This window comes from Marinobacterium sedimentorum (assembly GCF_024267675.1).
Lineage (GTDB): Bacteria > Pseudomonadota > Gammaproteobacteria > Pseudomonadales > Balneatricaceae > Marinobacterium_A > Marinobacterium_A sedimentorum.
Genome location: NZ_JALDYX010000028.1, coordinates 12190 through 29288 on the forward strand (window position 1 = coordinate 12190; position 17099 = coordinate 29288).

Here is a 17099-nt window from a genome sequence, read left to right on the forward strand (position 1 = left end):
ATATATGACAAAAAGCAAAGCTCGACGCCAAATCGGCGCCCGGCCTGGCCTCCGACTGCCAAGCGCGCTTCTGATACAATGCGCACCCCAAACTCCTCAAGCCCGATACATTCTACCGCCATGAACCTGATCCTGCTGTTTGACGACGATTTTATCGCGCCTGCCAGAGTGCGCCTGAGCGACCGGCGCTACGCCCACATCCGCGCGGTACAGCAACCCGAGGCAGGGGAAACACTGAAAGTGGGGCTGCTCAACGGCGCTATCGGCCGCGCCCGCGTGCTGAGTGTCGATGATCAGAGTATCGAGCTGGAAACCTGCCTTGAAGAGACACCTCCAACAGCACTGCCGCTGACACTGATCATGGCACTGCCAAGGCCCAAGATGCTCAAACGCACGCTTCAGACCATTGCGACCATGGGTGTAAAAAGACTCTGTCTGATCAACTCCTACCGCGTCGACAAGAGCTACTGGTCCAGCCCCCTGCTCGGCGACGATACCATCCGGGAGCAGCTACTGCTGGGGCTGGAACAGGCAGGCGACACACAACTGCCCGACGTGTCGCTGCACAAGCGCTTCAAACCCTTTGTAGAGGACGAACTGCCTGCCATTGCTGCCGATACCCGCGCCCTGGTGGCCCACCCCTACGAGGCCTCTGAGTGCCCGCCAGCCGAGCAGACGCCCACCACCCTGGCCATAGGTCCGGAGGGCGGATTCATCCGCTACGAGGTGGAAAAGCTGCAGCAGGCCGGGCTTGCCCCCATCCACGTCGGCCAGCGCATTCTGCGTGTCGAAACCGCCGTACCTGTATTGCTGGCGCGACTCTTCCCGCCGCTATGAAAGCGTTAAGCCTAAAGCGGCTTCGACACTGGCCAGTAGAGTGCCTGCACTCACCCAGCACCTGCCTGCGCATCTGCATAGCCGCGAGCCGGCCCGCCGATAAACCTGTCTCCAAGTGAGAATAATACTCATCCCCTTGACAGACTCCGATATATTATTAAGAATTGTTCGCATTATCTTTTACATAAATTCTTCGGACTAAGTGAGTTCACGCATGAAAAGCTCCCGTACACTCCTTGCCGCCGCCACGCTGACTCTGGCCAGCACGGCGTCTATCGCCCAGGCCGCCAACGAAGTCAATATTTACTCCTACCGCCAGGCATTCCTGATTCAGCCGCTGCTGGAAGAGTTCAGCAAGGAAACCGGTATCCAGGTCAATCTGGTTACCGCCGGCAATGGCCTGCTGGAGCGTCTGGAACATGAAGGTCGCAACTCCCCGGCTGATATCCTGCTGACGGCTGAAATTGGCCCGCTGTACGATGCCACTGAGAAGGGGCTGCTCAGTGCCGTAGAGAGCGATGCGCTGAACGCAAGCATCCCGCAGCACTACCGTGACCCTGAAGGCCGCTGGTTTGGTCTGACGGCCCGATCACGTATCATTTATGCCTCCAAGGATCGCGTGCAGGAAGGTGAAATAAAGACCTACGAAGACCTGGCTGACCCGAAATGGAAAGGCCGTATCTGCACCCGCAGTGGCAAGCACACCTACAACCTGTCCCTGATCGCCTCCGTAATTGCGCACCACGACGAAGCCTACGCCGAGCAGTGGCTCGAGGGCCTCAAAGCCAACCTGGCACGCAAGCCCCAGGGTAACGACCGCTCCCAGGTCAAGGCCGTGAAGGAAGGCGTCTGTGATCTGGCGCTGGGCAACTCCTACTACTTCGGCAAGATGCTGACCAACGAAGACCAGCCGGAACAGAAAGAATGGGCCCAGTCCGTCAACCTGGTGTTCCCGAACCAGGATGACCGCGGCGCGCACATGAACATCTCCGGCGCCGCTGTCACCCAGTACGCACCGAACCGCGAAAACGCCATCAAGCTGATTGAGTTCCTGGCCGACGAGAAGGCCCAGACGATTTACGCCGATGTGAACTCCGAGTTCCCGGTACGTCCCGGCACACCCAACTCGGCCCTGATCGAAGAATACATGGGCAACTTCAAAGGCGACGAAATCAGCCTGAATGAACTGGGCCCGCTGCGCGCAGTCGCATCCCGCCTGGTTGACAAGGTCGGATTTGATAACTGATCCGACAGCGCCGAGCCGGATCGCCCCACGGGCGGCCCGGCTCGACATTACCAAACTAAAACGATAGCCTGCCCGGCCAGCAGCCTGTCAGACTTACCACTGATCTACTGCGGAAAAGCCGATTCTCTCCGGTAAAGAGGGGTCATTTTTCGAGCTCTTTTTTGTTAAATAGAACCACTATTCGCCTCAAAAGAGCTCAAAAACTGCCGCAAATCGGTCTTTCCCTCGTTACGATCGGCCAAGCCCGACAGGCTGCTAGCGCTTTTTGCCGTTTCTGGATCAGGAAGAATATCGATGAAAGCAGGCACCGCCGCCCTGGCGTACAGCCCCACACGCCAGCCCCGTCCGCGCCTTGCCGGATGGTACTCGGCGGCCTGGGGCATAGCGCTGCTGGTGGCGCTGCCGGTGCTGGCGGTGTTCTATCTGGCGCTCTTCCCGGACGAAAACATCTGGCTGCACCTGGCCAGCACGGTGCTGCCGGTCTACGTCATTACCACCCTGGAACTGATCATCGGGGTCGCACTGCTGTCCATTCTCGCAGGCGTTGGCAGCGCCTGGCTGGTTACCTTGTACAGCTTCCCCGGCAAGCGTTTATTTGAATGGGCATTACTGCTGCCTTTTGCAGTACCCGCCTACGTTATTGCCTACGTCTATACCGACCTGCTCGAATTCGCAGGCCCCGTGCAGGGCGCACTGCGGGCGCTGTTTGGCTGGCAGAGCGCACAGGACTACTGGTTTCCGGAGATACGCAGCCTCGGCGGCGCTATCCTGATGCTTTCCCTGGTGCTCTACCCCTATATTTACCTGCTCACCCGCGCCGCTTTTCTGGAACAGTCCGTCAGCCTGCGCGATGCCAGTCGATTGCTGGGCTGCAATGCCTGGCAGAGTTTTTACCGCGTATCCCTGCCCATCGCGCGCCCGGCGATTGCCGTGGGCGTCTCACTGGTGGCCATGGAAACCATTAATGACTTTGGCACCGTGGACTTTTTTGCCGTCAAGAGCCTGACGGCCGGCATTTACGACACCTGGCTGAACATGAGTAACCTGGGCGGAGCGGCCCAGATTGCCAGCCTGATGCTGATATTCGTGGTTTTGCTGATCACCCTTGAGCGCATGGCGCGGGCCCAGCAGCGCCAGTTTCACAGCGCTGACCGCTTCAGCACCCTCAAGCCTGCCCGCCTGCAGGGCGCCGGCGCACTGGCCGCCAGCATCTTCTGCCTGCTGCCGGTACTGTGCGGCTTTATCGTGCCCTTCGCACTGCTTAGCTGGTATGCCAGCGGTTACCTCGACCAGCTCTGGTCCGAGGACTTCCTCAGCTATGCCAGCCACAGTTTTACCCTCTCGCTGAGCGCCGCCGTGCTGTCGATCGTGCTGGCCGTGGTGCTGGCCTATGCCAAGCGCCTGTACAGCGAAAGGCGCGCCCTGTTGTTCGCCGTGCGCTTTTCTAGCCTGGGCTACGCCATGCCGGGGGCCGTACTGGCGCTGGGTGTGATTATTCCGCTGGCGGCCTTTGACAACGCTGTGGACGACTTCATGCGCCGCACCTTTGATATCTCCACCGGCCTGCTGCTCAGCGGCACTACCTTCGCCATTATCTTCGCCTATGTGGTGCGTTTTCTGGCGGTCTCCAACGGCGCGGTGGACAGCTCGCTCAGCAAGGTAACCCCGTCCATGGACATGGCATCCCGCTCACTCGGCCAGAGTGCGTGCGGGACATTGCTGAAGGTACACCTGCCGCTGATCCGCGGCGGCCTGATGACGGCTTTGCTGGTGGTGTTTGTGGATTGCATGAAGGAACTGCCGGCAACGCTGATTCTGCGCCCGTTCAACTACGATACGCTGGCGACCTTTGTATATCAGTTCGCGTCCGACGAAATGCTAGAACGCAGCGCCCTTGCAGCGCTGCTGATCGTACTGGTCGGAGTCTTGCCGGTGATACTGCTGAGCCGTTCAATCACGGCCAGCCGACGCCAAGGCGAGGCATAGAGCCTAAAGAACCAAGAACGTGATGCGTAATGCGTACCGGCATCAGCTACCGATCCAGCTCTTGCTTTTTAATATGACAGTCGATAGGTAAAGAAGCACAGCTACAGGGTGGTGGGGAGCAGCGGCAAGGTGCAAGATTTAAAAAGCCGGCAAGCGGGCACCCTGCGACACCTTGGGGCTCGTGGGAGCGGCGCCCCGCTGCGAAGCTTTTGAGGGCGAGGCTGGGCACCAAGCATTTGCGCGGGGCCTTCGTCGCGGGGCGCGACTCCTACCGGTTAAATTTGGCCCCCTACGGGGCTATAAAAAGATATTAAATCGTAAGAATTAAATCAGTAACGCATTAGGCGCCTGGCGCCCGATCAACGATCAAAGGCCAAAAAAGGCGATCGGGCGGTGTACCGACACCTGCAGATGCACCTGCTCACCCACCGCATAGTCCAATTTCTCGCGCACCTCGGATTCGACCCTGCGTCCGTTCGGCAACTCCAGCGTATACAGGGTCATGCCGCCAAGAAACTCCCGTGTCAGCACCCGCGCCTCTACCGTGCCTTCCGACGCCGGCCTTATGTCGGCCGGACGGACAAACAGCTGTACAGGGCTGCCATCGGGTGAACAGAAGGGTTCTGCGAACTCCAGCAGCCCAAGCTCGGTGCGCACGCAGGTGGCGCTCTCGCACACGCCAGCGAACAGGCTGCCCTTGCCGACAAAGCCCGCCACCAGCGGATTCACCGGCTCATAGTACAGCGTTTCGGCACGCCCCCACTGCTGCAGCTCGCCGTCCGCCAGAATGCCCAGCTTGTCGCTGATGGCGAACGCCTCTTCCTGGTCATGGGTCACAACGATGGCCGCAATATTCTGCTGCTTCAGAATATTGCGCACCTCCAGCGACAGCTGCTTGCGCAGCTCCGTATCGAGATTTGAAAAAGGCTCATCCATGAGCAGCAACTGTGGCCGTGGCGCCAGCGCCCGGGCCAGGGCGACACGCTGCTGCTGCCCACCGGAAAGCTCGTGCGGGTAGCGCCTGGATAGATCCGGCAATTGCACCAGCTCCAGCGCTTCGGCGACGATGCGCGCCTTCTCTGCCCGCGACGCCAAGACCAGCCCAAAGCTGATATTCTCAAGCACATTCAGATGCGGAAAGAGCGCGTAGTCCTGAAACACCATGCCCATCTGGCGCTTTTCCGGCTCCAGCACATAGTCCGCTGTAGAAACAGGCACGCCATCAATCCGGATGCACCCCGAGCGCAGCCGGTTAAAACCGGCCAACGCCCGCAACACCGTCGTCTTGCCGCAACCACTGGGGCCCAGCAGGCAGGCGATCTCGCCGGCAGCCACCTCGAAGGACAGATCCCTGACCACGACGTTGTCCTGATAGGCACAACTGACCGATTCGACTTCCAGCAACTGACTCATGCAAATCCATATTGGTTCGGGTTTCAAACAGGCTCGGTGCTTGCGGGCATTACAAAGATCGCCGAAAAACCGGGCATTCAAAATTTTGCCCGCAAATGATAAATGAAAACAATTCTCAATACAGCCCGGTTTCGAACCCTGCCATGGCAAGCGCCGCAATTATCAGCAGCCAAAGTACCAGTGCCCGGGCCACCAGACGCTGCAGCGCGTCCATTTCCTCGGCCCCCCGCTGCGCCAGGTTGCCGGCAAGATCGCGACTGCCCGCATAGTCGCCAATGGCGCCAAGCCCAACCCGGAACAGCCATTGAATATCATTGCGTCTATGCGACAGGCGCGACAGCGCAAACCAGGCGCCGTTTCCACTGCCCACGATGAAGAAACTAAACCCTAGCAGCCGGACCGGCAGCCACTGCACCCAGTAGGCCAGCGAGGCGGGCCTGATTGTTTCGAGCTGTGGCTGTACCAGCACCGCCAGCAACAGGCCGGGAATACCAGCCAGCCAGAACCAGAACAGCGGTACAAAAAGCGTCAGCAGCAGCTGCTGCAGGTAACACTGGCAGAGTCGGTAATGCAGACGTAGCGGCCGTTCAGACCCGGCATGTTCGTGAAAGCGGATCTGTTCCGCGGCATGGGCTGAAGCTGCACGGTAATGGCCCCGCGCCCAGAGATCTGCGTACTCCTGCAACAGGTTGCCAGGCGTCGAACGCCCCAGCCAGTAACTCAAAAGCGCTGTTTCCAGCAGCAGTACCGGCACCCCATAGGCAAACTCCAGGCTGAACAGCAGCAGTGCCTCAAGACACAGGGACAGGAACAGCCAGACAATCACCCGATCCCGGCTGGAAGCTGCGGCCGGCTGGTAAGGCTGGCTGTGGGGCCGGAACAGCAACCGGCTGAAGAATAGCGCGCCCAGAAGCGCCAGAAACTTCATCGACGCGCTCCTTGTCGCAGCTGCGCATCCAGCAACTGCGTGCGAAATCGGGCCCAGTCAAATGCAGGCCCTGGGTCCGTCTTGCGCCCGGGCGCTATATCGGAATGCCCCACAATGCGCTCGTTTGCCAGTTGCGCAAAGCGTTGCTGCAACTGCAGCGTGACCTGCACCAGAGACTCATACTGGGCATCGCTGTATGGCTGATCGTCGGTGCCCTCCAGCTCGATGCCGATGGAATAATCATTACAGTTTTCCTGGCCCTCAAAGCAGGAGCGCCCGGCGTGCCAGGCGCGCTGATGCAGTGGCACAAACTGAATCAGGGCACCGCTGCGCTCGATCAGCAGATGGGCCGAGACCTCCATGCCCTCGATACCCAGAAAGTACGGGTGGGCCTGCCAGTCAAGCCGGTTACAGAAAAACTGCTCGACACAGCCCGTGCCAAACTGCCCCGGCGGCAGGCTGATATTGTGGATGACCAGCAGCGTCACCTCAGCCCCTGCGGGGCGCGCATTATGATTCGGGCTCGCCACAAAACGTGCGTTCAAGAGCAGCCCTGCAGGCTGCGGCTGCGCTGTTGCCATCAATTACCCCTATTAGCAGCATCCGGATTGGGCTAGAATTCTGCCTAGTTTAGCACCACTCGACTTTCTATTGCTGTTGCAGATCAAACACCTATGCTGACCGAACATGACCTGAAAGACACCATCCGCCAAAGCGTCGCCATTGCCCTAGCCGAAGATATCGGCGACGGCGACATCACGGCACAACTGATCCCGCTAACCCAGTCGGGTCATGCCCGGGTCATCACCCGCCAGAGCGCCATCGTCTGTGGCACAGACTGGGTTAATGAGGTATTCCGACAGGTCGACCCCGAGGTTCAGCTAACCTGGCATGTGCACGATGAACAGGCCGTGGTACCTGATCAGCTGCTGTTCGAGGCCAGAGGCAAGGCCCGCTCACTGCTGACGGCCGAGCGTGCGGCGCTGAACTTCCTGCAGACACTGTCCGGCACCGCCACCATCAGCCGCCACTATGCAGACCTCGTAAAGGACACAGGCGTGCGCCTGCTGGATACCCGCAAGACCCTGCCGGGCCTGCGCAGGGCGCAGAAATACGCCGTTACCTGCGGTGGCTGTTTTAATCACCGTATCGGCCTGTACGACGCTTTCCTGATCAAGGAAAACCACATTCTGGCCTGCGGCGGCATCGCTGCCGCCATCCAGACCGCAAAACAGAATGAGCCGGGCAAGCCGGTTGAGCTGGAAGTGGAGAACCTGGCACAGTTGGAAGAGGCGCTGGCTGCCTCCGCCGATATAGTGATGCTGGACAACTTCAGCCTCGAAGACATGCGCACGGCGGTAAAAACCACCGCAGGCCGCGCCAAACTCGAAGCCTCCGGCGGCATCAACGAAGATACCCTGTACGCCATCGCCGCAACCGGCGTCGATTACATATCCATCGGCGCCCTGACCAAGCACTGCCAGGCGGTGGATCTGTCGCTGCGGTTGATTTAAATCAACCGGATTTTAAATATAAAGCTGTTTACTCCAGACCGCATAAGAATATAAAAAAGGGCCTGCTAAAAGCAGGCCCTTTTTTATATTTACGCTGGTACGATTTCAACCACTCTCGATATCGAATTAGCCCGTAGGTCGGGTTAGCCCGCAGGGCGCAACCCGACATGATGGGGATGGCAAGTCGCCGCAGGGCGTTGGGTTACGCTGCGCTAACCCAACCTACGGACTGCCAAATCAACCGCGCCAGGTGCTTACGGCTTGCAAGACGCCCTGCCAATCAGGTCCCATTGCTCGCTCTGGCGGATCTTGTCCAGATCGTAGACTTCCACCGAGGTATCGGTAATTCCCTGGCGCCGCAGCAGCCCGCAAACATCGGCCGCCGCGCCGTCTTTGGGCTGACCGTCCGCTGTCATGCCCACCGCCAGTATGGCCCCATCCTGCCACCAGACCGGGCGCGCAGGAAACCGGAGATCCTCGGTCAGCTGCGCTTCCAGTGCAAGGCGTACTGACTCGGGCACGGGTTCAGCCTGCCGGTTAAGGTACAGGGTTACGCCGACAGACAACGCTATAAGTACAAGCAGAATTATTCTTTTCATAACGCCAGAGTCTGAACTCAATTTGAAAAGGAAGAAATTATACCTTGGTGGACAACTCAGGTGGATCCAGACAGCACTGGAGCCCATGGTACAACTCAGGAAGAGCGGCGGGATATAAAAATAAACGTGATTAGCTGATAAACAGGCAGAGCGGCGATTGCCGTGCTGACTCAGATGCAAGCTGACTGCCCAGCAACAATAATGTATGGCATTGAAGTGAAGTGAAGTGAAGTGAAGTGAAGATCCGCATCTCAACATTTTAAGTGGAGCGGCCGGTACAGTAAAAACGAAGAACCCCGGACGATGCCGGGGTTCTTGGGTGGGATCAACCCCATAAACTAAATGCGTCGTTACGGCCTGCAGGCGCTGGGGGCTACCTCAGGGTTTGCAGCAAGAAGTGTTGATGCTTCAGGAATAAGAGAATCGTCGCAGCGCCAATCCACTTCACTGCCAGCATTCATATCCCCAGCTACAATCAAAGTTTCGCCGGCTATTTTAGCTGCGACACCAGTAGCGAGATAGGTCGCGGTGAATATGCAGATCCCGGCAGAGGCCGACTCTTCTACATCCACCTGTGAAACATAACTACCATTCAGGTTGGTGTTCAGGTCAATTGCTGCTTCTGTTGCAGACGCTGCGGTTGTGTTGTCCGGGCAAATACCATTAGACGCATAGTACTCCTGCGCCGAAACTTTCAATCCATCCGTAATCGTCAGCGCTTCAGACGCCTGGCTTCGTGCCACGTAGTCCTGGTAGGCCGGGATTGCCAGCGCCGCCAGGATGCCGATGATCGCAACCACGATCATCAACTCAATCAGGGTAAAACCCTTTTGCACCATTTTGATCGATCTGTTCATTATGTTTTTCTCCAGCGAGTTTCCATTTCGATCGACTGCCGCGACCCAAGATACATATTGCATCCCGATCCAACCGACTGCGCGACCCATCCACCTGACCCAGCATTGCAAGGGCCTGAGACCATATTTCCAACCCGAGCTACCCCGAGCGCCTCCAAGCCCCAGACCACCGACAGCGTACTCTCAGATCGTATCATATCTGTTACAGTACAGTGATCTGGGAACAAGTATAGTCTGCATTTTCAAAGAGTCACGCAAGTGCTATGTTACATCCTGATCGTGCTCAATAACGGACTGGTCAGCTAGTCAGCAGGTACTAGGGAGTCAAGGTGAACGCTTTTCAACCTCTCAGCGGTCTCGCCAAGCGACTGGTAAATGACGGTGTATTCTCCGCCGAAGTCGCGGTCGATGCGATTGCCCAGGCAAGGGCCGCGCAGAAACCCTTTATCAGCCATATTATTGAGCAGCGCCTGGTAAGTGCCCACAGGGCGGCCTGTGCCGCGTCCGACGAGTTCGGTTTGCCGCTGCTTGATCTGGATGTCATTGCCCGCGAAGCCCTGCCCCAGGGCCTGGTGTCCGAAGCCCTGATCAGCAAGCACCATGCGCTGCCGCTGATGAAACGCGAAAACCGGCTCTTTATCGCCATCGCCGACCCCACCAATATCCAGGCGCTGGATGAGATTAAATTTCATACAGGCACTACCACCGAAGGCGTGATTGTCGAGGAAGACAAGCTGCGCCGCCTGATTGATGCCTTTCTCGACAACCAGCACAGCGCGCTGGATGATCTGGCCGACTCCGACCTCGACCACCTGGATGTGGGCGGCGGCCAGGAAGTTGACGCTGCCGAAACGGCGGAAGAGGCCGCCAACGATGCCCCCATCGTGCGCTTTGTTAACAAGATTCTGCTGGATGCCATCAAGAATGGCGCATCCGATATTCACTTCGAGCCCTACGAGAAAAACTACCGTATCCGCAGCCGCATCGACGGCATCCTGCAGGAAGTTGCCAAACCCCCGGCCAACCTCGCGCCCCGCCTGGCGGCACGTTTGAAGGTCATGTCCCGCATGGACATTTCCGAGCGCCGCATGCCCCAGGATGGCCGCATCAAGATGAAGATTTCGGCCAAGCGCGCCATCGACTTTCGCGTCAACAGCCTGCCGACCCTGTGGGGGGAAAAAATCGTACTGCGTATCCTGGATCCCGCCAGTGCCAAGATGGGCGTCGATGCACTGGGTTTCGAGCCTGATCAGAAAGAAATATTCCTGGCAACGCTGTCCAGGCCCCAGGGCATGATCCTGGTAACGGGCCCCACCGGCAGCGGCAAGACGGTCACACTTTATACCGGCCTGAATATTCTGAATGACGAAGAGCGCAACATCTCCACCGCCGAAGATCCGGTGGAAATCAATATGGAGGGCATCAACCAGGTTCATGTAAATACCAAGGTTGGCCTCACCTTTGCCGAAGCACTGCGCGCCTTTTTGCGCCAGGACCCTGATGTGGTCATGGTCGGCGAGATTCGCGACCTGGAAACCGCCGAGATTGGCATCAAGGCCGCCCAAACGGGCCACATGGTACTCTCCACCCTGCACACCAACAGTTCACCCGAAACCCTGACGCGCCTGCGCAACATGGGCGTGCCTGCGTTCAACATCGCAACCTCTGTCACGCTGATCATTGCCCAGCGACTGGCGCGGCGACTGTGCGAATCCTGCAAGCGACCGGCGGACATTCCACAGGCCGCGCTGCTGGAAGAAGGCTTTACCGCCGAGCAACTGGAAACAACTACACTGTTTGAAGCCAACGCCGAGGGCTGCTCCAAATGCAACCGGGGCTACAAGGGCCGTGTCGGGATTTACGAAATGCTGCCGATGAGTAGCGAAGTTGCCAACGTCATCATGAACAACGGCAACTCTCTCGATATTCTCCGGGTGGCCCAGGCCGAAGGTTTTCGCACCCTGCGACTATCCGGCCTGATCAAGGTAGCCAAGGGCCTCACCAGCCTGGAAGAAATGAACCGGGTTATCGTTACCTGAGCCTAAGTTATTACAGGGATTACCATGGCCACGAAACAAGTCAAATTGCAGACATTTGTCTGGCAGGGGCGAGACAAGAGCGGCAACGTCACCAAAGGCAAGCTCGATGCTGCCAATGTCGCCACCGCACGGGCTCAATTGCGTCGCCAGGGCATTACGCCCAAAAAGGTCGGCAAAGAAAGCATTTCCATATTCAGCAACCGCAGCAAAGCCATCAAGCCGCTGGATATTGCATTCTTTACACGCCAGATGGCCACCATGCTTAAATCCGGTGTGCCGCTGCTGCAATCCCTGGAAATTGTGGCCGGTGGCTCTGAAAAAGACAAAATGAAAAAAATGCTCTATGACATTCGCAACGATGTCAGCGGCGGCTCGGACTTTTCAACCGCGCTCTCCAAGTTTCCGATATTCTTTGACAACCTCTACTGCAACCTGATCAAGGCCGGTGAGCAATCCGGTGCCCTGGATGCCATGCTGGATCGCATTGCCACCTACAAGGAAAAAATCGAGGCCCTGAAAGCCAAAATCCGCAAGGCCATGACCTATCCGATAGCGGTCGTAGTGGTCGGCATCATCGTCACCGCCATCCTGCTGGTCAAGGTGGTACCGGTATTCGAAGAGCTGTTCACGAGTTTTGGTGCCGACCTGCCAGCCTTTACCCGCTTTGTAGTCACACTGTCGGAGGGGGCGCAGAAATGGTGGTTCGTGGTTCTGCTGGGAATTGCACTCTTTGGTTACCTGTTCCAGAGTACTCACCGAAAATCACAGAAATTTCGTGATTTTATCGACCGTACAGTGCTGAAAATTCCGGTACTGGGAACCATTTTGCACAAGGCGGCCATCGCCCGCTTCGCCCGTACCCTGGCAACCACCTTCTCCGCCGGTGTGCCACTGGTCGAGGCGCTCGACTCGGCCGCAGGCGCCGTGGGCAACGTGGTCTATCGCAATGCCATCATCCAGATCCGCAACGGCGTTTCAACCGGCCAGTCACTGAAGAATGCGATAGAGATGACCGGCGTCTTCCCCAACATGACCATCCAGATGATCGGCATCGGTGAAGAAGCGGGCTCCCTCGAGATGATGCTCGACAAGGTCGCTGAATTTTACGAGCGGGAGGTAGACGATGCGGTAGACTCTCTCTCCAGCCTGATGGAACCCATGATCATGGTCGTACTGGGCACCCTGGTGGGCGGCCTGGTTGTTGCTATGTATCTGCCCATATTCCAGCTGGGCAACGTGGTGGGTTAAAAACAGGTGGGAGCCCACTCTGTGGGCGAATAAAGCGTCCGGCACCTCCGGGTTCGCCCACAGACCGGGCTCCCACAACGGACCGCACCCTAGTGTCCGCATCCAACAATCTAGGCCCCAAACTGAATCGATACATGTATTTCGAATTTATGGCAGACGCCCCGCTGATTGCGATCGCTTTTTCCTTTGTTGTAGCGCTGCTGGTCGGCAGCTTCCTCAATGTTGTTATCCATCGCCTGCCCCTGATGATGGAGCGCGAATGGCAGGCAATGACGGCAGGTGCCGACTTCAGCGAGGAGCCGGCCCGCGAGGCCTTCAACCTGGCCGTACCGGCATCACGCTGCCCCCATTGCCAGCACCGGATTCGCTGGTACGAAAACATTCCGCTGATCAGCTATATGGCACTGCTGGGCAAATGTTCGGCCTGCTCGGCCCCCATATCGGTACGCTACCCGGTGGTCGAACTGCTTACAGCCCTGGTCAGCACCTTTGTGCTCTGGCACTTCGGCTTTAATTCCGTCGGCTTCAGCCTGGTGGCACTAAGCTGGGCCCTGATCACCCTGACCTTCATCGATATTGATCACCAGCTGCTGCCGGATCGCATCACCCTGCCACTTATCTGGCTGGGGCTTATCCTCAACAGCTTTACGCTCTTCACTACACTGGAGTCGGCCCTCTGGGGTGCGGTGATCGGCTACCTCGCGCTCTGGTCCATCTACTGGCTGTTCAAGCTTATTACCGGCAAGGAGGGCATGGGCTACGGCGACTTCAAGCTGCTGGCGGCGCTGGGCGCCTGGTGCGGCGTGGAGCAGCTGCCGCTGATCATCCTGGTGTCGTCTGTGGTGGGCATCCTGCTGGCCATGGTGCTGCTGCTGCTGCGCAAGCACCAGATGGCCAACCCCCTGCCGTTTGGCCCCTACCTCGCGATTGCCGGCTGGGTCGCCATCATTTGGGGCCGCCCGATCACCGAAGCCTACCTGCAACTGTTCAGGTTCTGAGCAATGACCTTTACCGGGCACAACAGGAGGCAGCAAGCATGTTCGTTGCAGGCCTGACCGGCGGCATTGGCAGCGGCAAAAGCGCTGTCGCCAGGCTGCTACAGGAGCAGGGCATTGTCGCTATTGATGCTGACCAGGTAGCGCGGGATGTCGTTGCGCCGGGAGAACCTGCTCTGGGGAAGATCGTCGAGCGCTTTGGCGTTGAGATACTGCAGCCTGATGGCGCCCTGGATCGTGCCGGCCTGCGCCAGATCGTCTTTGCCACGCCCGAGGCGCGTCTCTGGCTGGAGTCCCTGCTCCACCCGCTGATTCGCCAACGCATTCAGACATCGTTGCAGGGGGCAACATCAGCCTACAGCCTGCTGGTATCGCCGCTGCTGCTGGAGACAGACCAGCACAAGCTGGTGGATTACGTTGTAGTAGTGGATGTACCGGAAGAGATTCAGCTGCAACGAACCACCGAGCGGGATCAGAACAGCACGGATCAGGTGAAGCGCATCATGGCGGCGCAAATGGATCGCCAGTCAAGGCTTGCCAGAGCCGACAGCATCATCGACAATTCGGGCAACCTTCAATCCCTGCGCGCCGCCACACTGCAACTCCACAAGACCTTGCTGCAGCGGGTGCAAGACTCGAGAGATTCATGACAATTAGCCAGCCAAAAACCAGCGGCAAGACCAAGACCATCAAGTGCCCGCAGTGCGGCAAGCCCAGTGTATGGAGCCCCGAAAACAGCTACCGTCCCTTCTGCAGCGAGCGCTGCAAGCTGATCGACCTTGGTACCTGGGCTAACGAAGAATACCGGATTCCCACGGCGCCCTCGGAAGACGACTACAGTACCGGCATGGATGATGACGAGCGTCCCCATACACCTACGCGGCATTGAGCGCATTGAAAGGTTAGAGAACTGTCGGGGGTTACGGGGGCGGGCGCTGATCGCAACGCCAGCCGCAACGCCAACCCGGCATTGAGCCGGCGTGAGCCTGTGCCCTGTTCAGAGTCAACTCACCACTTAGCACCCGCACACTTCGCCGGTGCTAAGACTTTGGCTTTGTGCCGTGATTGTTCGCTGCGGGACGCAGCGCCTGCGTGGGTGAACAACCCCGGTGCCATCGAAGTACGTACGGGAAGCGGGTGCCTGCCGCTACCACCAGGCGCCGATAGCCGCGATACCCTGGGCGCCATGCTCCCAGGCACCCGGCAGGTTATCGTCCAGCATGCCGCCCAAGGCGTACACCGGCAATGTGGCTTCGGCGCACAGTGCAGCGAAGGCTTGCCAGCCGAGCGGCCGGGTATCAGGATGTGAACCTGTGTGCGTCACCGGCGACAGGGTAACGAAATCCAGCTGCAGCTCAGCCGCACGCGCAAGCTCTGCGGCATCGTGACAGGATGCACTGAGCCACTCACCCTGGAACTCATCACGCGCACCCAGTTGGGCCAGGCGATGGCGGTTCAGGTGCAACGCTCTGGCGCCCAGGCGGTTCGCCAGCGCCAGATCGCAATTCACGCCCAGCGTTGCACCCGCAGCATCACAGAGTGGCAGCAACTGCCGATACAGGGCACAGAAATCCGCCTCAGCCAGCTCAGGCGCTCGCAGCATGACCCAGCGCAGCCCTTGGGCCAGCGCACGTTCTGTGCGGGCCAGGTAGTCTGCAGCATCCATTGCAACACCGGTAATCAGCAGGCGCGCCGGCAGCCGGGCAGCCGCCACTATAGGTCTGTTGGCGGCGGGGAAGCTGTAATCGGACAACTGCTGCGCACTGACCCAGCGCACCGGCTGACCTTCACGACCATGGGCCTGGCCATCAAACCGATCCACCACAAACACATCCAGCAGCACCGACTTGTCGGCGTAGTGGTGCGGAATCTGAATCAGCGGGCGGGCGCTGCGCACGCGAATGCCGAGCTCCTCGTAGAGTTCACGATCCAGTGCATCAGCTACCGCCTCTCCCGCTTCAACCTTGCCACCGGGGAACTCCCAAAGCCCGCCCTGATGCTTGTCATCGGGCCGGCGGGCCAGCAGGATACGCTGTTCCCCATCCAGAATCACCGCCGCAGCGACCTGAATCAGACGTGGTTCTGTATTGCTCATGCTGGGGCCTTCGATATGCCCGCGCGCCAGTTTGCCCAGAACAGGCAAACTGACGCACGTCGGTCAGTTAGCTGCGGTAGTCCGCATTGATACGCACGTATTCTTCAGAAAAGTCCGTCGTCCAGACAGTTTCTGTCGCCTCGCCACGGGCCAGCAGCACGCGAATAAGGATATCTTCCTGCTGCATGACGCGCTGTCCGGCAGCTTCGGTATATCCCGGTGAACGGCCGCCATTCTCAACGATGCAGACATCGCCCAGATACAGACGCAGCGCATCCAGATCAAGCTCTTCGATACCGGCACGACCGACGGCCGCCAGAATACGCCCCCAGTTCGGGTCGCTGGCAAAGAGTGCGGTTTTCACCAGCGGCGAATGGGCAATGGTGTAGGCGGTCTGCAGGGCTTCGGCGCTGCTGCGCGCCCCTTCAACCTGCACGGTGACAAACTTGGTCGCACCCTCACCATCGCGCACTATGGCATGGGACAGCGCCAGCAGTACCGACTCCACCGCCGCCGTGAACTGCGCCAGCAGATCTGCGTCCTGCTCATCGACTACCACGCCACTCTGGCCGGTGGCGATAAGCATGCAGCTGTCGTTGGTCGAGGTGTCGCCATCAATGGTGATGCGGTTAAACGACTTGTCCGCAGCTACGCCAAGAATGCGCTGCAGCAGCGGCGCAGCAACAGCGGCATCCGTACCTATATAGGCCAGCATGGTGGCCATGTTCGGCATGATCATGCCGGCACCCTTGGAAATGCCTGTCAGGGTTACGGTCTTGCCGCCGAACTCGAACTGGCTCGAGGCCGCCTTTGGGCGGGTATCGGTGGTCATGATGCCGCTGGCGGCGTCTTCCCAGCCGTTTTCGTCCAGGGCAGCCAGAGCCGCCGGCAGTGCCTTTTCGATCTTATCAACCGGCAGTTTTTCACCGATGACACCGGTGGAAAACGGCAGGATACGCTCGATCGGCAAAGACACCAGCTGTGCCAGCGCTTCGCAGCAGCGCATTGCATCCTGCATGCCTTCGCTGCCGGTGCCGGCATTGGCATTACCTGTATTGGTCAGCAGATAACGCGGGGCGCAGGCGAGATGGCGCTTGGCGATCTGTACCGGCGCTGCGCAAAAGGCGTTGAGGGTAAAGACGCCCGCCACAGTGGCGCCCTCGCACAGCTCCATCAATACCAGATCCCTGCGGCCTGGTTTCTTGATGCCTGCCGACGCAGTGCCAATACGCATACCCTTGACGGGGTGCAACCTGGGTAAAGTTCCGGGACCTACAGCCATAACCACCTAATCCTCAATAGACGCCAGACGGGCAGCACCGGAAACCTTGTTTTACCGGTA

Annotated in this window: 16 protein-coding genes; 9 read left to right on the forward strand and 7 right to left on the reverse strand. The window is 58.8% G+C overall.

From position 1 onward, the window contains the following. The first annotated feature begins 120 nt into the window (after nucleotides 1-120). The 3 genes from MRS74_RS18475 to MRS74_RS18485 all read left to right on the forward strand — a co-directional run bounded on the left by MRS74_RS18475 (nucleotide 121) and on the right by MRS74_RS18485 (nucleotide 4069). Nucleotides 121-837: a 16S rRNA (uracil(1498)-N(3))-methyltransferase gene (locus MRS74_RS18475; protein ID WP_254581755.1), complete on the forward strand. Its 717-nt coding sequence runs from the start codon at nucleotides 121-123 to the stop codon at nucleotides 835-837. A 214-nt stretch (nucleotides 838-1051) separates the two neighbouring features. Beyond that, complete coding sequence (locus MRS74_RS18480; protein ID WP_254581756.1) at nucleotides 1052-2083, forward strand: Fe(3+) ABC transporter substrate-binding protein; 1032 nt, start codon at nucleotides 1052-1054, stop codon at nucleotides 2081-2083. Nucleotides 2084-2377: 294 nt separating this feature from the next. Next, complete coding sequence (locus tag MRS74_RS18485; protein ID WP_254581757.1) at nucleotides 2378-4069, forward strand: ABC transporter permease; 1692 nt, start codon at nucleotides 2378-2380, stop codon at nucleotides 4067-4069. Nucleotides 4070-4435: 366 nt separating this feature from the next. Here MRS74_RS18485 and MRS74_RS18490 read toward each other — a convergent pair whose 3' ends face one another. From MRS74_RS18490 to ampD, 3 genes are all read right to left on the reverse strand, one after another. Continuing rightward, entirely contained in the window at nucleotides 4436-5482 is a 1047-nt protein-coding gene (locus MRS74_RS18490) for an ABC transporter ATP-binding protein (RefSeq protein ID WP_254581758.1), read from the reverse strand. 115 nt (nucleotides 5483-5597) lie between these two features. Next, nucleotides 5598-6410 carry a hypothetical protein gene (locus MRS74_RS18495; protein WP_254581759.1) on the reverse strand — a complete coding sequence of 271 codons (813 nt, stop codon included), beginning with the start codon at nucleotides 6408-6410 and terminating at the stop codon, nucleotides 5598-5600. After that, the gene (ampD, locus tag MRS74_RS18500) at nucleotides 6407-6991 is read right to left on the reverse strand and encodes a 1,6-anhydro-N-acetylmuramyl-L-alanine amidase AmpD (protein WP_254581760.1); all 585 of its coding nucleotides are present in this window, start codon (nucleotides 6989-6991) and stop codon (nucleotides 6407-6409) included. Before ampD ends, MRS74_RS18495 begins: the two co-directional genes overlap by 4 nt. 93 nt (nucleotides 6992-7084) lie before the next feature. Here ampD and nadC point away from each other — a divergent pair, with 93 nt between their 5' ends. Next, nucleotides 7085-7924 carry a carboxylating nicotinate-nucleotide diphosphorylase gene (gene nadC, locus MRS74_RS18505; RefSeq protein WP_254581761.1) on the forward strand — a complete coding sequence of 280 codons (840 nt, stop codon included), beginning with the start codon at nucleotides 7085-7087 and terminating at the stop codon, nucleotides 7922-7924. A gap of 254 nt (nucleotides 7925-8178) precedes the next feature. Here the strand turns inward: nadC and MRS74_RS18510 are convergent, their stop codons facing one another. Beyond that, the gene (locus MRS74_RS18510; protein WP_254581762.1) at nucleotides 8179-8523 is read right to left on the reverse strand and encodes a hypothetical protein; all 345 of its coding nucleotides are present in this window, start codon (nucleotides 8521-8523) and stop codon (nucleotides 8179-8181) included. A 350-nt stretch (nucleotides 8524-8873) separates the two neighbouring features. Further along, the gene (locus MRS74_RS18515; protein ID WP_306422011.1) at nucleotides 8874-9380 is read right to left on the reverse strand and encodes a pilin; all 507 of its coding nucleotides are present in this window, start codon (nucleotides 9378-9380) and stop codon (nucleotides 8874-8876) included. Between the two features lie 329 nt (nucleotides 9381-9709). On the opposite strand from MRS74_RS18515, the gene pilB reads away from it, so the two are divergent. The 5 genes from pilB (at nucleotide 9710) to yacG (ending at nucleotide 14551) form a co-directional block, all read left to right on the forward strand. Further along, nucleotides 9710-11419, forward strand: coding sequence for a type IV-A pilus assembly ATPase PilB (pilB, locus tag MRS74_RS18525; protein WP_254581763.1), 1710 nt, complete (start codon nucleotides 9710-9712; stop codon nucleotides 11417-11419). 24 nt (nucleotides 11420-11443) lie between these two features. Next, nucleotides 11444-12667, forward strand: coding sequence for a type II secretion system F family protein (locus MRS74_RS18530; protein ID WP_254581764.1), 1224 nt, complete (start codon nucleotides 11444-11446; stop codon nucleotides 12665-12667). A 134-nt stretch (nucleotides 12668-12801) separates the two neighbouring features. Then, entirely contained in the window at nucleotides 12802-13665 is an 864-nt protein-coding gene (locus tag MRS74_RS18535) for a prepilin peptidase (protein ID WP_254581765.1), read from the forward strand. Nucleotides 13666-13703: 38 nt separating this feature from the next. After that, complete coding sequence (coaE, locus tag MRS74_RS18540; RefSeq protein WP_254581766.1) at nucleotides 13704-14312, forward strand: dephospho-CoA kinase; 609 nt, start codon at nucleotides 13704-13706, stop codon at nucleotides 14310-14312. Next, nucleotides 14309-14551, forward strand: coding sequence for a DNA gyrase inhibitor YacG (gene yacG / locus MRS74_RS18545; protein WP_254581767.1), 243 nt, complete (start codon nucleotides 14309-14311; stop codon nucleotides 14549-14551). The genes coaE and yacG overlap by 4 nt, the downstream gene beginning before the upstream one ends. A gap of 258 nt (nucleotides 14552-14809) precedes the next feature. Here yacG and MRS74_RS18550 read toward each other — a convergent pair whose 3' ends face one another. Beyond that, a complete protein-coding gene (locus tag MRS74_RS18550) occupies nucleotides 14810-15757 on the reverse strand; it encodes a Nudix family hydrolase (RefSeq protein ID WP_254581768.1) in 948 nt (315 codons plus the stop codon). A gap of 67 nt (nucleotides 15758-15824) precedes the next feature. Next, nucleotides 15825-17039: a bifunctional glutamate N-acetyltransferase/amino-acid acetyltransferase ArgJ gene (gene argJ, locus MRS74_RS18555; RefSeq protein WP_254581769.1), complete on the reverse strand. Its 1215-nt coding sequence runs from the start codon at nucleotides 17037-17039 to the stop codon at nucleotides 15825-15827. Between the last annotated feature and the right edge of the window lie 60 nt (nucleotides 17040-17099).

Coding starts and splice junctions, on each gene's coding strand:
- MRS74_RS18490 (WP_254581758.1), bottom strand. CDS start 5,482: ATGAGTCAGTTGCTGGAAGTCGAATCGGTCAGTTGTGCCTATCAGGAC.
- nadC (WP_254581761.1), top strand. CDS start 7,085: ATGCTGACCGAACATGACCTGAAAGACACCATCCGCCAAAGCGTCGCC.
- MRS74_RS18510 (WP_254581762.1), bottom strand. CDS start 8,523: ATGAAAAGAATAATTCTGCTTGTACTTATAGCGTTGTCTGTCGGCGTA.
- MRS74_RS18485 (WP_254581757.1), top strand. CDS start 2,378: ATGAAAGCAGGCACCGCCGCCCTGGCGTACAGCCCCACACGCCAGCCC.
- argJ (WP_254581769.1), bottom strand. CDS start 17,039: ATGGCTGTAGGTCCCGGAACTTTACCCAGGTTGCACCCCGTCAAGGGT.
- MRS74_RS18535 (WP_254581765.1), top strand. CDS start 12,802: ATGTATTTCGAATTTATGGCAGACGCCCCGCTGATTGCGATCGCTTTT.
- MRS74_RS18480 (WP_254581756.1), top strand. CDS start 1,052: ATGAAAAGCTCCCGTACACTCCTTGCCGCCGCCACGCTGACTCTGGCC.
- yacG (WP_254581767.1), top strand. CDS start 14,309: ATGACAATTAGCCAGCCAAAAACCAGCGGCAAGACCAAGACCATCAAG.
- MRS74_RS18530 (WP_254581764.1), top strand. CDS start 11,444: ATGGCCACGAAACAAGTCAAATTGCAGACATTTGTCTGGCAGGGGCGA.
- ampD (WP_254581760.1), bottom strand. CDS start 6,991: ATGGCAACAGCGCAGCCGCAGCCTGCAGGGCTGCTCTTGAACGCACGT.
- MRS74_RS18495 (WP_254581759.1), bottom strand. CDS start 6,410: ATGAAGTTTCTGGCGCTTCTGGGCGCGCTATTCTTCAGCCGGTTGCTG.
- MRS74_RS18475 (WP_254581755.1), top strand. CDS start 121: ATGAACCTGATCCTGCTGTTTGACGACGATTTTATCGCGCCTGCCAGA.
- coaE (WP_254581766.1), top strand. CDS start 13,704: ATGTTCGTTGCAGGCCTGACCGGCGGCATTGGCAGCGGCAAAAGCGCT.
- MRS74_RS18515 (WP_306422011.1), bottom strand. CDS start 9,380: ATGAACAGATCGATCAAAATGGTGCAAAAGGGTTTTACCCTGATTGAG.
- MRS74_RS18550 (WP_254581768.1), bottom strand. CDS start 15,757: ATGAGCAATACAGAACCACGTCTGATTCAGGTCGCTGCGGCGGTGATT.